The 13,891-nt window shown below is 69.2% G+C and carries 13 protein-coding genes; 7 read left to right on the plus strand and 6 right to left on the minus strand.

Annotation, left to right across the window (positions count from 1 at the left end):
- Positions 1-66: 66 nt before the first annotated feature.
- From MHY30_RS02120 to MHY30_RS02140, 5 genes are read right to left on the minus strand one after another with little or no spacing between them, the layout of a single operon-like run.
- Positions 67-891, minus strand: a complete 825-nt coding sequence (locus MHY30_RS02120) for a hypothetical protein (RefSeq protein ID WP_239274856.1) — start codon at positions 889-891, stop codon at positions 67-69.
- Between the two features lie 14 nt (positions 892-905).
- Positions 906-1,688 (minus strand): ABC transporter ATP-binding protein, encoded by a 783-nt coding sequence (locus tag MHY30_RS02125; protein ID WP_239274857.1) that lies wholly within the window; start codon positions 1,686-1,688, stop codon positions 906-908.
- Positions 1,688-2,620, minus strand: coding sequence for an ABC transporter ATP-binding protein (locus tag MHY30_RS02130; RefSeq protein ID WP_239274858.1), 933 nt, complete (start codon positions 2,618-2,620; stop codon positions 1,688-1,690). Before MHY30_RS02130 ends, MHY30_RS02125 begins: the two co-directional genes overlap by 1 nt.
- Complete coding sequence (locus tag MHY30_RS02135) at positions 2,613-3,593, minus strand: branched-chain amino acid ABC transporter permease (RefSeq protein WP_239274859.1); 981 nt, start codon at positions 3,591-3,593, stop codon at positions 2,613-2,615. Before MHY30_RS02135 ends, MHY30_RS02130 begins: the two co-directional genes overlap by 8 nt.
- A gap of 11 nt (positions 3,594-3,604) precedes the next feature.
- Positions 3,605-4,945 carry a branched-chain amino acid ABC transporter permease gene (locus tag MHY30_RS02140; protein ID WP_239274860.1) on the minus strand — a complete coding sequence of 447 codons (1,341 nt, stop codon included), beginning with the start codon at positions 4,943-4,945 and terminating at the stop codon, positions 3,605-3,607.
- A 250-nt stretch (positions 4,946-5,195) separates the two neighbouring features.
- On the opposite strand from MHY30_RS02140, the gene guaB reads away from it, so the two are divergent.
- Positions 5,196-6,698: an IMP dehydrogenase gene (gene guaB, locus MHY30_RS02145; RefSeq protein ID WP_239274861.1), complete on the plus strand. Its 1,503-nt coding sequence runs from the start codon at positions 5,196-5,198 to the stop codon at positions 6,696-6,698.
- A gap of 74 nt (positions 6,699-6,772) precedes the next feature.
- Entirely contained in the window at positions 6,773-7,447 is a 675-nt protein-coding gene (locus MHY30_RS02150) for a TMEM175 family protein (protein ID WP_239274862.1), read from the plus strand.
- 21 nt (positions 7,448-7,468) lie between these two features.
- Here MHY30_RS02150 and MHY30_RS02155 read toward each other — a convergent pair whose 3' ends face one another.
- On the minus strand, positions 7,469-8,902 hold the full coding sequence (locus MHY30_RS02155; protein ID WP_239274863.1) for a DHA2 family efflux MFS transporter permease subunit: 1,434 nt from the start codon (positions 8,900-8,902) through the stop codon (positions 7,469-7,471).
- Between the two features lie 73 nt (positions 8,903-8,975).
- Between MHY30_RS02155 and MHY30_RS02160 the strand changes: the two genes are divergently transcribed.
- The 5 genes from MHY30_RS02160 to guaA are packed head-to-tail and all read left to right on the plus strand — an operon-like array spanning position 8,976 to position 13,744.
- Positions 8,976-9,590 (plus strand): TetR/AcrR family transcriptional regulator, encoded by a 615-nt coding sequence (locus MHY30_RS02160; RefSeq protein ID WP_239274864.1) that lies wholly within the window; start codon positions 8,976-8,978, stop codon positions 9,588-9,590.
- 46 nt (positions 9,591-9,636) lie between these two features.
- Complete coding sequence (locus MHY30_RS02165; protein WP_239274990.1) at positions 9,637-10,752, plus strand: GuaB3 family IMP dehydrogenase-related protein; 1,116 nt, start codon at positions 9,637-9,639, stop codon at positions 10,750-10,752.
- 13 nt (positions 10,753-10,765) lie between these two features.
- Positions 10,766-11,635: an SURF1 family protein gene (locus MHY30_RS02170; protein WP_239274865.1), complete on the plus strand. Its 870-nt coding sequence runs from the start codon at positions 10,766-10,768 to the stop codon at positions 11,633-11,635.
- Positions 11,636-11,645: 10 nt separating this feature from the next.
- A complete protein-coding gene (locus tag MHY30_RS02175; RefSeq protein ID WP_239274866.1) occupies positions 11,646-12,167 on the plus strand; it encodes a DUF3817 domain-containing protein in 522 nt (173 codons plus the stop codon).
- Positions 12,164-13,744, plus strand: coding sequence for a glutamine-hydrolyzing GMP synthase (gene guaA / locus MHY30_RS02180; protein WP_239274867.1), 1,581 nt, complete (start codon positions 12,164-12,166; stop codon positions 13,742-13,744). The genes MHY30_RS02175 and guaA overlap by 4 nt, the downstream gene beginning before the upstream one ends.
- The last annotated feature ends 147 nt before the right edge of the window (positions 13,745-13,891 follow it).

Here is a 13,891-nt window from a genome sequence, read left to right on the forward strand (position 1 = left end):
TCCGTCGGCGGCGGAAGGCCGTCTCGACGTGCGATGAGCGCGAACGGCGGCGCAGGAGGGGGAGAGTCAGGGGGAGGGCGTGAGGCCGCACGCGGCGGCGGTGAACGCCAGCAGCGCGTCGGCGACCGGCTTCGGCCGTGGGAGCGACACGACGACCTCGCGGCCGTCGACGCGGGTGACGAGGTCGAAGAGGGTGCCGACCTTGTCTTCGGCGATCGCGTGCGGGTCGCAGCGACGGGGCGTCACTGCGACGGTGATCGTCGACGGGGCATCGCCCGCGGAGATCGTCGTGCCGAGCGGCGCTTCTTCGCCCTGCACGAAGTGGAGCAGGGGCGTCCCGCGCACGGCGACGAGGTCGACACGGCCCGCCCCTGCCGGGGTGGGCGTGATCGAGAGTGTCAGATCGGCCGCCCCACCACCGCGCGGAGACACCGTGCTCGCTTCGATCTCGGCCACGGCCGCCACCGCTTCGCGGTCGCACTGCGCCGCGCTCACGCGCGGCAGGATACCGAGCGGGTCATCGGCGGCGATCTCCGCGATCGTCGCGCCGCCGGCGGTCTCGATCTCGAGCGTCGCAGAAGCCGTGTCGCCGTCGGGTGTACAGCGGAGGTCGGGGAGCGGAACCGGCAGGTCGACGACGCGGCCCGGGCCGATCGTCTCGGCGCGCCCCGCGGCCCAGGCGGCGGGGGCCGACAGCGCGGCCCAGGTGAGGGTGGCGCCGGTGACGGTGAGGGCCTGCGCGGAGCCGTTGTCCACGCGCAGCTGGACGCGCCCGGGCGCGATGTCGCCGCGTTGTTGGATCACCGAAACGCTGAGGCCCTCGGGTGCGGGCGGGGGAGCCGCGGAGCATCCCGCGAGGGCGACACCCACGAGGGTGAGCGTCGCCCCCACGGGACGCCCGCGGGTCAGGCTTCGGTCTCCCGTGCGTCGCGCTTGGCGTCCTCGTCGGCCGCCAGGGTGCCCAGGTACAGCTCGATGACGCGGGGATCGGTGAGCAGCTCTCGTCCGGTGCCGGTGTAGGCGTCCTTCCCCTGGTCGAGCACGTACGCCCGGTGGCAGATCTGCAGGCACCGTCGCGCGTTCTGCTCGACCATGATGATGGTCACGCCGGCGCGGTTGATCTCGGCGACGCGCAGGAACGTCTCATCCTGCCGCACGGGCGACAGGCCGGCCGAGGGCTCGTCGAGCAGCAGAACCGACGGATCCATCATGAGCGCGCGCCCCATCGCGACCATCTGCCGCTCGCCGCCCGAGAGCGAGCCGGCGCGCTGGCGCCGCCGCTTCGCGAGCTCGGGGAAGAGGCCCGTCACGAACTCGAACCGCTCGGAGAAGACCTTGGGGCGCTGGAAGAGCCCCATCTGGAGGTTCTCCTCGATCGACAGGCTCGGGAACACGTTGTTGTTCTGCGGGACCATGCCCACACCCTTGCCGACGAGCTTGTCGGCCTTGAGCGCGGTGATGTCCTCGCCGTTGAGCAGCACGGCTCCGCCGCGGATCTTGACCTGTCCGAAGATGGCCTTGAGCAGCGTCGACTTCCCGGCCCCGTTGGGACCGATGATGCCGATGAGGTCGCCCTGGTAGGCATCCACGGTGCAGCCGTTGAGGATGTTGACCCCCGGCAGGTAGCCGGCGACGAGGTCGTCGGTGCGCAGCACCGCGGTGCGGGTGGCGGTGGCGGTGTCGGTCATCAGAGCTTTCCGTCCTTCTCGTCGGCGGCGAGCTCGGCCTCGGCTTCGGCCGCGGCCTCGGCCTGGATCGTCTCCAGCTGGGAGGTCGTCATGTCGCCGAGGTCGGTGTCGTGGTGAGCGCCGAGGTAGGCGTCGATGACGGCCTGGTCGCTCATCACGGTCTCGGGCGGCCCCTCGGCCACGACGCGACCCTCGGCCATCACGACGACCCAGTCCGAGATGTGTCGGACCATGTGCATGTCGTGCTCGACGAAGAGCACCGTCATCCCCTCCTTCTTGAGGTCGAGGATGTGACCGAGGAGGCTCTGCGTCAGCGCCGGGTTGACGCCGGCCATGGGCTCGTCGAGCATCACCAGCGTCGGGTCGCTCATGAGGGCGCGCGCCATCTCGAGGAGCTTCCGCTGACCGCCGGAGAGCGAGGCCGCGAAGTCCTCGCGCTTGGCATCCAGCTTGAACCGGCGAAGCAGGTCGTCGGCACGCTCGGTGTTCGACTTCTCCTGCCCGCGCCAGATCGAGGGGATCATGGCGCGGAAGATGTTCTCGCCCTTCTGCCCGCGGGCGCCGAGCAGCATGTTCTGCAGCACCGACAGCCGTCCGAGCGACTTGGTGAGCTGGAACGTGCGGACCATGCCCTTGCGGGACACCTTGAACGCGGGGACTCCTGCGAGGTTCGAGCCCTCGAAGCTCCAGCGGCCGGTGTTGGGCTTGTCGAAGCCGGTGAGCAGGTTGAACAGCGTCGTCTTGCCGGCGCCGTTCGGGCCGATCAGAGCGGTGATCTGCCCGCGGGGGATCTCGAGGTGCTCGACGTCGACGGCCTTGAGGCCACCGAACTGCCGTGTGACACCGTCGGCGACGACGATCGGATCGACCTTCGCGCAGCCGGGGCCGACCTCGCCCTTCACCAGGGGGTGGGTGACGGTCGTGTCAGACATTGAACGACAGCTCCTTCTTGTTGCCGAAGATGCCCTGTGGTCGGAAGATGACCAGGAGCATCAGCCCGATCCCGACGAGGATGAAGCGCACCTGACCGGTCTGGGTGCTGCTCATGAAGCCCAGGATGCCGATGTCACGCAGTCCCACGATGATGCCGTTCGACAGCGACAGCAGCACCCAGAAGAGCGCGGCGCCCACGATCGGGCCGAGGAGGGTGGCCGCGCCACCGAGGAGGAGGGCGGTCCAGATGAAGAACGTCAGGGCCGTGCCGTAGTTTCCGGGCTGGACGGCGCGGGGGAGGATGAACACCACACCCGCGAGGCCGCCCATGACGCCGCCGAGCACGAGCGCCTGCATCTTGTACGAGTACACGTTCTTGCCGAGGCTGCGCACGGCATCCTCGTCTTCACGGATGCCCTTGACGACGCGGCCCCACGGGCTGCGCATGAGGATCCACACCAGCAGCGTCGCAAGGATCACCAGACCCCACCCGAACAGACGGACCCACCAGTCGTTCGCGGAGTACGTCCACGGCCCGATGCCGTACGTGCCCTCGGGCAGCGGGTTCAGACTCTGGAACTCGCGGTTGTAGCCGTTCAGGCCCTGCGAGCCGCCGGTGATGTCGGTGAGCCCGACGGTCGAGACCACGTAGCGCACGATCTCCGCCGCGGCGATGGTGACGATGGCGAGGTAGTCCGCCCGGAGACGGAGCGTCGGGATGCCGAGGATGAAGGCGAACAGCACCGAGGCGACGATCGCGATGAGGATCGCCAGCCACACGGGCGCCGAGAGCGACAGCGTCGCGATGGCGAAGGCGTAGGCGCCCACCGCCATGAAGCCCGCCTGACCGAAGTTGAGCAGGCCCGCGTAGCCGAAGTGGACGCTCAGGCCGATCGCGGCGAGGGCGTAGGCCGCGGTGGTCGGGCTGATGAGCTCGCCCGCGGCGTTGTTGAGAATCGAAAGCCAGTCCATGTCGTTCTTCCTCAGCCGATCCGCTCTTTACGACCCAAGACGCCCTGCGGCCGGAACAGCAGCACGCCGATCAGCACGATCAACGCCACCGCATACCGGAGGTCGGGCGGGATGACGATGGTGGACAGTTCCGTGATGATGCCGATGATGAGCGAGCCGACGAGGGCGCCGAAGGCGCTGCCCAGGCCGCCGAGGGTGACGGCGGCGAACAGGAGCAGGAGGATCGCGAAGCCCATGTCCCACGTCACTCCGCGGTAGAGGCCGTACAGCACACCGGAGAGGCCCGTGAGGGCTCCGGCCAGGACCCAGACGATCCGGATGACCCGATCGACGTTGATGCCGGATGCCGCGGCGAGGGAGGCGTTGTCGCTCACCGCTCGCGTGGCCTTGCCGATGCGGGTGCGCGTCAGGAAGTACGCCACCGCCGCGAGCATGACGACGCTGACGCCCATGCTGATGAGCGAGGTGAGCGTGATCGTGACCGGACCGATCGTGACGTTGTCGGTGATCCCGGTGTCGATGTTCCGCGTACCGCCGTCGAAGAAGTAGAGGTACAGGTAGCGGAGCACGATCGACAGACCGATCGTCACGATGAGCACCTGGACCAGCCCCACGCCTCGTCGTCGGAGGGGCTTGAACAGCACGGCATCCTGAGACCACCCCAGGGCCGCCGAGAGCGCCACCGTGATCAGGATCGCCAGGAGCAGGTTCCAGCCCAGCGAGGTGAAGACGTAGAAGATGATCGCGCCGAAGGTCAGCATCTCGCCGTGCGCGAAGTTGTTGACACCCGTCGTGCCGAAGATGAGGGAGATGCCGATCGCCGCCAGCGCGAGCAGCAGACCGAAGTTCAAGCCGTAGATGAAGCGCGAGAACAGCGTGTCCCAGATCGAGCCCGTCGCCGTCGTGCCCTCGCCGGTCGGGAAGAGCACGTTGACGGTGTTGGTGGTGCCGATCGTGACGTCACGCGTGACGTTGTCGGGATCGCGGGGCGCGACGCCCTCGGGGAGGGTGTCCACCTGCAGCGTCGCGGTGTACGCACCCGGGCCGGGGACCGACACCGCCCACCGGCCGTCGGCGCCGGTCGTGCCGATCTCCGAGAAGCCGGATCCTTCGACGGCCACCTCGACGCCCTCGAGCGGTTCGTCGTCCGAGCGGATGATGCCGCCGATCGTGTATTGCGTCGACACGTCGCCCGCGCCGGGCGTGGCGGCGGGGGACGGTGTCGTCTGCGCGCTGGCCGGCGACGCCAACAGCAGACTCAGCACGGCCACGGCGCTCGCGAAGAGCGCGACGAGGACGGCAAGACGGGGAAGGGTGCGCGATCGTATCGCGGTGGGAGAGGAATGACCCACGGAGTCTCCAGTTCGGCAGCGCTGACGAGGTCGTTTCGTCAGCTTCGACGATCGACGCTACGAGCGTAATGTGTCGTTCGTGTTTCGGCGCGACGCCGTTAGCGAACCGTATCGTGCCGATTGCGCTCCGCGGCCCGTCATCCGGGAATGATTCGGACACCCTCGGCGCTTAGAATCGGGAGGCGGGGCGCGACGCGCCACCGGCCGACGACGTCCTTTTCGAGCAGGCGCCGCGCGCGCAGGAGGATCCATGGAGCAGCACGACCCCTTCGGTTTCGTCGGATTGACGTATGACGACGTCCTCCTCCTCCCCGGACACACCGACGTCATCCCGAGCGAGGCCGACACGTCGTCGCGGCTCACCCGCCGGATCACCGTGGCGACGCCGCTGCTGTCGTCTGCAATGGACACGGTGACCGAGGCGCGCATGGCGATCGCGATCGCCCGCCAGGGCGGCATCGGCATCGTGCACCGCAATCTCTCGATCGAGGACCAGGCAGCGATCGTCGACCAGGTCAAGCGCAGCGAGTCGGGCATGGTCTCCGACCCGATCACCACGACCCCGGATGCCACGATCGCCGAGGTCGACGCGATGTGCGCGCAGTACCGCATCTCGGGCCTGCCCGTGGTCGACCCCGACGGCGTTCTCGTGGGCATCATCACCAACCGTGACATGCGCTTCGTCTCGGGCTTCGAGCGCCAGACGACGAAGGTGAAGGACGTGATGACGAAGGAGGGCCTGATTACCGGACCCGTCGGCATCCACGCCAACGACGTGATCGCGACGTTCGCGAAGCACCGCGTCGAGAAGCTGCCCCTCGTCGACGAAGACGGCAAGCTCGCCGGACTCATCACCATCAAGGACTTCGACAAGAGCGAGAAGTACCCGCTCGCGACCAAGGACGACCAGGGTCGCCTTCGGGTCGGCGCGGCCATCGGATTCTTCGGCGACGCGTGGCAGCGCGCCGAGGCCCTGCGCGATGCGGGTGTCGACGTGCTCGTCGTCGACACCGCCAACGGGCAGTCCGCGGGTGTCATCGACATCGTCCGTCGCCTCAAGGCCGACGAGTCGTTCGCTCACGTCGACGTCATCGGCGGCAACGTCGCCACACGGGAAGGCGCTCAGGCGCTCATCGACGCGGGCGTGGATGCCGTCAAGGTCGGCGTCGGGCCGGGGTCGATCTGCACCACCCGCGTCGTCGCCGGTGTCGGCGTCCCTCAGGTCACCGCCATCTACGAGGCCGCACAGGCGGCGATCCCGGCGGGCGTTCCCGTGATCGCCGACGGTGGTCTGCAGTACTCGGGCGACATCGCGAAGGCCCTCGTCGCCGGTGCCGACACGGTGATGCTGGGCTCGCTCCTCGCCGGCACCGACGAGTCGCCGGGCGAGATCGTCTTCCAGGGCGGCAAGCAGTTCAAGCAGTACCGCGGCATGGGGTCCCTCGGCGCCCTGCAGACCCGCGGGAAGAAGACCTCCTACTCGAAGGACCGCTACTTCCAGGCCGACGTGCCCAGCGACGACAAGCTCATCCCCGAGGGCATCGAGGGTCAGGTGCCCTACCGCGGTCCGGTGGCGGCGGTCGCCTACCAGTTGATCGGCGGCCTGCGGCAGTCCATGTTCTACGTCGGCGCGCGCACGGTCGAGGAACTCAAGAGCAAGGGCAAGTTCGTGCGGATCACCTCCGCGGGCCTCAAGGAATCCCACCCCCACGACGTGCAGATCGTCGTCGAGGCACCGAACTACAAGAAGTAGGCGTCGCACGAAGGGCCGGGCAGGGAACTGCCCGGCCCTTCGGCGTTCGGCGGTGCCGCCGTTACGCTGTGCGCATGATCCGGCGCACCAGCCATCCCGAGGCGACCGTTTCGGCGCGACGCACCGAGGCCTTCACCGACGGGGTCTTCGCAATCGCCGCCACGCTGCTCGTCCTGGGGCTGACGTCGCAATCCCTCGGCCGGGTCGACTCCGAGGCCGATCTCGCCGCCGCGCTGGGGAACCTGCTGCACCCCGTCTTCACGTTCGTCATCAGCTTCTTCATCCTGTGCGTGATGTGGATGACGCACGTCCGGCAGTTCGAATGGATCGTGCGGATCGACAACGCGGGAATGTGGATCAACAATCTGCGTCTGCTCTTGATCGTCCTGGTGCCCTTCACGTCGTCACTCGCGACGGACTACTCGGACTACCTGATCGGCCGGGTGGTGCTGCCGGTCAACTTCTTCCTCGCGATCGTCGCGGGCTGGATGCAGTGGGGCTGGGCCGTGCGCTCGGGAGCCATCCCCGACCTCAGCACGGGCGACGCGCGCCGGTTGGGTCGGGCGAGCCTGAGCGCGGTGCTGATCAGCGCCGCCGCCGTGTTGTTCAGCCCGCTCGTGGGATCGGTGGCCTTCCTCCTGTTCCTGCTCGACGGTCCGCTCACCCGTGCGCTGCGCGGCACGGACGCGCCCGTCGATCCGGTCGGGCCCGCGGCGGATTCGTCGGGGCGGGCTCCGCGCAGCGACTGACCCCCGCGACGCTCGTCCTCCTCATCGGCCGGCCAGCGAGGATTCCGCCGGTGCGGAGTCCTCCTCGGCCGCCGAGCGGGGCGAACGCCCGGCGGGCAGGAGGAGGGCCAGGCCCGCAGCGACCAGAAGCACCGCCGAACCGACGAGGATCGCCGGGCGGGCGGCATCCACGTAGAGGTCGGGGACCAGCTCACCACCGGCGCCCACGAAGATCGCCGTCATGACGGCCGTGCCGAGCGCCAGTCCGATCTCGCGCACGGTCGAGTTCACGCCCGACGCCTTGGCGTGGTCGATCACCCCGAGCGTCGCCAGAAGCGCCGTCGCGGACGGGGCGAACACGAGACCCATGCCGACACCGGCGAACACGAACGGGGCGACGAGGGCGGCGTAGTCGATGTCGACGGACATCGTCGCGGCGATCCAGCCCAGGGCGATGGACTGCAGCAGCAGACCGACCACGAGGAGGGGGCGCGTTCCGACACGCGGGGCGATGATGCCCGCGAGCGGCGCGACGATCATCGGAGCGAGTGTCCACGGCGTCGTCTGCACCGCCGCCTCCAGGGGGCTCGATCCCTGAACGACCTGCAGGAACTGGATCAGGAGGAAAACCGCCCCGAAGGTCCCGAAGCTGAAGGCGAACCCGACCACGTTCGTGACCGAGAACGACCGATCGCGGAACAATCGCAACGGGACGAGCGGTGCCGAGGTGCGCACCTGCCAGCCGAGGAAAGCGATCACCAGCAGCCCGCCGGCGACCAGCTCCAGAACGACGGATGCCGACCCCCAGCCGTCGTCGTTGCCGCGCACGATCGCGTGGACGAGGGCGAGCACGCCCACCCCGGCGAGAAGCGCGCCGAGGACGTCGAGACGTGCCCGATCTCCGAAGGTGTTGGGGAGCGCCCACAGGGCGAGGGGGAGGGCGACGATCGCGACGGGGACGTTAAGCCAGAAGATCGCCTGCCAGTTCCATCCCTCCATCACGGCGCCGCCCACGAGGGGGCCGACGGCGACGCCGAGACCGGAGATGCCGCCCCAGATCCCGATCGCCAGGGGCCGACGATGGGGAGGGACGGCGCCGCTGATGAGGGCCAGTGACAGGGGCATCACGCCGGCTGCCCCGAGCCCCTGGACCGCGCGCGCGGCAATCAGCTGGGCCGGGTCGGTGCTGAGTGCCGCGAGCGCCGACCCCACGCCGAAGAGAACAATTCCGGCGACGAAGACCGTCCGCCGACCGAAGCGGTCGCCGAGCGCTGAGGCCACGAGGATCAGGCTGGCGAAGACGAGGGTGTAGGCGTTGACGAACCACTGGAGCTGTTCGATGCTCGCGCCGAGCTCCGCATGCAGCACCGGAAGCGCGTTGGTCATGACGAGGTTGTCGAGGGTCGCCATGAACATCGGCAGCGAGGCGGCGACCACCACCCAGGCAAAGGGGCGGGAGCGGATGATGCGATTCATGAGAGCTCCTTTGTTGTAATTGACTGATAACAAGATATGGGGCACTGTAGTAATCGACTGATAACCTGTCAACATGGCGCCATCGACGGAATCCGCACCCGCCCGCCGGATGAGTTCGGAGGAGCGGCGAGAGCAGATCCTTGCGGCCGCGCTCGCCGTCTTCGGGGCGAAAGGCTATGTCGGGACCACCACCGACGATGTCGCGCGCACGGCGGGCGTGTCGCAGCCCTACGTCGTCCGCCTCTTCGGGACGAAGGAAAACCTCTTCATCGCCGCGCTCGACGACGCGATGGACCGGCTCCTGGCCGCGTTCGGGGCGGCGGCCCAGGGCGCGTCGGCCGACGAACTGGCCGCACGGGTGGGTCACGCCTACATCGATCTCCTGCAGGTGCGTGGGTTGCACCAGACGCTGTCGCACGCCTTCCTCCTGGGTGCCCACCCGGTCATCGGGCCCCGCGCTCGCGACGGCTTCGCCCGCGTCTGGGAGTTCCTGCGCGGCGTCGGGTTCGACGTCGCGTCGGCGCAGGCGTTCCTCGCGCAGGGCATGATGATCAACTCGCTGTTCGGGCTGCGGCTCGCCGACGACTACGACTCCGATCCGCGCGTCCACGAACTCTTCGACGCGTGCTTCCCGACCGACAAGGTGCGGGTGCTGTCGATGGCGCCGCGCGCGGACGAACCCTGGTGACGACGCGGACCGCCAAAAGGCGGGCGGGTAGGCTGGGGGAGTGACCATGGAGATCGATCTCGGCCGTGCCAAGCGGGCCCGCCGCGCCTACACCTTCGACGACATCGCCGTCGTCCCGTCGCGGCGCACGCGCAACCCGGAAGACGTGTCGACGGCGTGGACCATCGACGCGTTCCCGTTCGAGATCCCGGTGCTCGGTGCGCCGATGGACTCGGTCGTGAGCCCGCGCACCGCCATCGAGCTCGGCCGACTGGGCGGGCTCGGCGTTCTCGACCTCGAGGGCCTCTGGACGCGGTACGACGACCCTGAGCCGCATCTCGCCGAGATCGCCGGTCTGCCCGACTCCGAGGCGACGCGGCGGATGCAGCAGCTGTACTCCGAGCCGATCAAGCCCGAGCTCGTGCGCGACCGGCTCGCCGAGATCCGCGCCGCGGGTGTCACCGTGGCGGGGGCGCTCACCCCTCAGCGCACCCACGACCTGTACGAAACCGTGGTCGCCGCCGGTGTCGACCTCTTCGTCATCCGCGGCACCACGGTGTCCGCGGAGCACGTGTCGAGCGTCGCCGAGCCGCTCAACCTCAAGAAGTTCATCTACGACCTCGACGTCCCCGTCATCGTCGGCGGTGCCGCCACCTACACCGCGGCCCTCCACCTCATGCGCACGGGTGCCGCGGGTGTCCTCGTCGGCTTCGGTGGCGGCGCAGCTTCGACCACGCGGGTGACTCTGGGGCTGCACGCGCCCATGGCCACCGCGGTCGCCGACGTCGCCGGCGCTCGCCGCGACTACCTCGACGAGTCCGGCGGACGCTACGTCCACGTCATCGCCGACGGAGGCGTGGGTACCTCGGGCGACATCGTGAAGGCGCTCGCCATGGGTGCCGACGCCGTGATGCTCGGGGTGGCGCTCGCGCGCGCCACCGATGCCCCCGGGCGTGGTTTCCACTGGGGCCCCGAGGCCCACCACGCGAAGCTGCCCCGCGGTCACCGCGTCGCCGTCGACCGGGTGGGACCACTCGAGCAGGTGCTGTACGGCCCGGCTCCCGTCGCGGACGGGACGGCGAACCTGATCGGCGCCCTCAAGAAGTCGATGGCCACGACGGGGTACTCCGACCTCAAGGAGTTCCAGCGCGTCGAGGTCGTCGTCGCGCCGTACGGACACTGATGCGGGTGCGCGTGTGACTTCTCCTCCCGCGATCGAGCAGGATCCGCCGCAGGTCTTTCCGCCGACCCTGCGCGAAGTGATGCTTCGCCCCCGGTGGTTGGCGCTCCTGGCCTTCTCGCTCCTCGTCGCGGGGGTCTTGGCGTGGCTCGGCCAGTGGCAGCTCGGCCGTGCCGTCGACACCGCGCCGCCCGAGCCGGGCCGGACCGAGATCGTGCAACCCCTCGCCGATGTCGCCCCGCCGGGCGAGTACCTGCCCGAACCGCTCGTGGGGCAACGCGTCGAGGCGACCGGTCGCTGGATCGCCGAGGACTTCCTCGTGGTCTCGTCGCGCTTCAACGACGGTGTCGAGGGCTACTGGGTCACCGGTCAGTTGCGGCTGGACGAGGTGGCCACGCCCACGTCGATCGCCGTCGCCCTCGGGTGGACGCGCGACGCCGCTTCCGCCGAGCGGGCTGTCGAGGCGCTCGACGCCCAGGTGGCGGACGATCCCGACGCGGTCGTGAGCGTCACGGGCAGACTCATCTCGGACGAGGGCCCCGGCCGTCCTGCCGCGGGAGCCGACCCGCAGGAGATGACGCGCATGTCGCCGGCGATGCTGCTCGGTCGCTGGCACGACGTCGACGGAGTGGCGGTCTACCGCCCCTACCTCGCCTCCCAGGCGGCGATCGGGCCGCTGAATGCCATCGACTCGCCCGCCCCGGAGGAGCGCTCGCGGGTCAACTGGCTCAACATCTTCTACGCCGCCGAATGGGCGATCTTCGCCGGGTTCGCTTTGTACCTCTGGTACCGGCTCGCGCGCGACGCGTGGGAGAAGGAAGTGGAAGATCTCGAGGACGAACGATCCGAAGCTCTCGCGGCGGGCACGCCAGAATCCCGCGACTAGACTGGCATCCATGCCCCGTGCCCCGAAGCTCGCCTCTTTTCCGGCGATCCGCGGAGCCCTGAAGTTCTACCAGATCTGCTCGGTCATCACGGGTGTCGGCCTGCTTCTGCTGGTCGCCGAGATGATCCTGAAGTACACGCCCATCCACAAGGAGCTGTTCCTGGGCGGATCCGGGGGCTTCCTGTGGTTCGCGGATGCCATCCCCGGCCCCGGATGCCAGTGGTTCTCGCTGTTCGTCCCGGGGGGCAGCGGGTGCGACATCGTCTCGACCGGCGACGGCATCAACATCTCGCTCGCGATCCTCGTCGCTCACGGCTGGTTCTACGTCGTGTACCTGTTCTCGTGCTTCCGCGTGTGGAGTCTGATGCGGTGGCCCTTCCGCCGCTTCGTCTTCCTGGCGCTCGGCGGCGTCGTGCCCTTCCTCTCCTTCTTCCTCGAGGTGCGCACCGCTCACGGCGTGCGCGCCTACCTCGCCGAGCGCGAGGCCGCAGAGGCCCCCGCTCCCGTCCCCGCCCCGGAAGGACCCCGGTGACCGAACAGACCGAAACGTCGCAGCGTCCCGTCCTCGTCGTCGACTTCGGCGCCCAGTACGCCCAGCTCATCGCTCGGCGCGTGCGCGAGGCGGGCGTCTACAGCGAGATCGTGCCGCACACCGCGTCCGCGGCAGACATCGCCGCGAAGAATCCGGTGGGGATCATCCTCTCGGGCGGCCCGTCGTCGGTGTACGAAGAAGGGGCTCCCCGCCTGGACGAAGGGGTCTTCGACCTCAACGTCCCCACGCTCGGCATCTGCTACGGCTTCCAGGTCATGGCGCAGGCGCTCGGCGGCGAGGTCGCCAACACCGGTCTCCGTGAGTACGGCGCGACGGATGCCACGGTCGTCACCGAGGGCACGCTGCTCGAGGGGCAGCCGGCCGAGCAGAACGTCTGGATGAGTCACGGCGATCAGGTCTCCCGCGCACCCGAGGGCTTCGAGGTGCTCGCCCGCACCGCCCACACGCCCGTCGCCGCGTTCGCGAACGACACCCGTCGCATGTACGGGGTGCAGTGGCATCCCGAGGTCAAGCACTCCGATCACGGCCAGAACGTGCTCGAGAACTTCCTGCACAAGGCCGCGGGGCTCCCGGCCGACTGGAACAGCGGCAACGTGATCGCGGAGCAGATCGCGCGCATCCGCGAGCAGGTCGGCACCGGCCGGGTGCTCTCGGCTCTCTCGGGTGGCGTCGACTCGGCCGTCTCGACCGCCCTCGTGCACGAGGCCGTGGGCGACCAGCTCGTCGCGGTGTTCGTCGACCACGGACTCCTCCGCAAGGGTGAGCGCGAACAGGTCGAGAACGACTACGTCGCCTCGACCGGCGTGCGCCTCATCACCGTCGATGCGCGCGAGACGTTCCTGAACGCCCTCGCCGGGGTGAGCGACCCCGAAGAGAAGCGCAAGATCATCGGCCGCGAGTTCATCCGTGCGTTCGAGAAGGTCCAGGCCGACCTCGTCGCCGAGGCCGCGGCCGAAGGCGAACCCATCCGCTTCCTGGTGCAGGGGACGCTGTACCCCGACGTCGTCGAGTCCGGCGGCGGTGCGGGCACCGCGAACATCAAGAGCCACCACAACGTCGGGGGCCTTCCCGAAGACCTGCAGTTCGAGCTCGTCGAACCGCTGCGCACCCTGTTCAAGGACGAGGTGCGCGCGATCGGACGCGAGCTCGGACTCCCCGAGGCGATCGTGGGCCGCCAGCCGTTTCCGGGGCCCGGTCTTGGCATCCGCATCGTGGGCGAGGTCACCGCTGACCGTCTCGAGATCCTGCGTGAGGCCGACGCCATCGCCCGCGCCGAGCTGACGAAGGCCGGACTGGATGCCGAGATCTGGCAGTGCCCCGTGGTGCTGCTCGCCGACGTGCGCTCGGTCGGCGTGCAGGGCGACGGCCGCACCTACGGCCACCCGATCGTGCTGCGACCGGTCTCGTCGGAAGACGCGATGACCGCCGACTGGACCCGTCTGCCCTACGACGTGCTGTCGAAGATCAGCAACCGCATCACCAACGAGGTGCGCGAGGTGAATCGCGTGGTGCTCGATGTGACATCGAAGCCGCCGGGGACCATCGAATGGGAGTGAGCCGGGTCTGACACCGGCTCCCGCGACCCCGCCGTCGTCCGGTTCCGGGGTGTCGTCTTCCGGTCGAGAGCAGGGCCCCTACCCCGATCGACCGGAAGACGACACCCCTCCACCGGGCGTCGGCGGGGTCGCTCTGTCGTCAGCGGC

Origin of the sequence: Microbacterium sp. ACRRU (assembly GCF_022346945.1) — a bacterium.
Taxonomy (GTDB): domain Bacteria; phylum Actinomycetota; class Actinomycetes; order Actinomycetales; family Microbacteriaceae; genus Microbacterium; species Microbacterium mcarthurae.

Coding starts and splice junctions, on each gene's coding strand:
- MHY30_RS02175 (WP_239274866.1), top strand. CDS start 11,646: ATGCCCCGTGCCCCGAAGCTCGCCTCTTTTCCGGCGATCCGCGGAGCC.
- guaB (WP_239274861.1), top strand. CDS start 5,196: ATGGAGCAGCACGACCCCTTCGGTTTCGTCGGATTGACGTATGACGAC.
- MHY30_RS02125 (WP_239274857.1), bottom strand. CDS start 1,688: ATGACCGACACCGCCACCGCCACCCGCACCGCGGTGCTGCGCACCGAC.
- MHY30_RS02150 (WP_239274862.1), top strand. CDS start 6,773: ATGATCCGGCGCACCAGCCATCCCGAGGCGACCGTTTCGGCGCGACGC.
- MHY30_RS02135 (WP_239274859.1), bottom strand. CDS start 3,593: ATGGACTGGCTTTCGATTCTCAACAACGCCGCGGGCGAGCTCATCAGC.
- MHY30_RS02165 (WP_239274990.1), top strand. CDS start 9,637: ATGGAGATCGATCTCGGCCGTGCCAAGCGGGCCCGCCGCGCCTACACC.
- MHY30_RS02130 (WP_239274858.1), bottom strand. CDS start 2,620: ATGTCTGACACGACCGTCACCCACCCCCTGGTGAAGGGCGAGGTCGGC.
- MHY30_RS02155 (WP_239274863.1), bottom strand. CDS start 8,902: ATGAATCGCATCATCCGCTCCCGCCCCTTTGCCTGGGTGGTGGTCGCC.
- MHY30_RS02160 (WP_239274864.1), top strand. CDS start 8,976: ATGGCGCCATCGACGGAATCCGCACCCGCCCGCCGGATGAGTTCGGAG.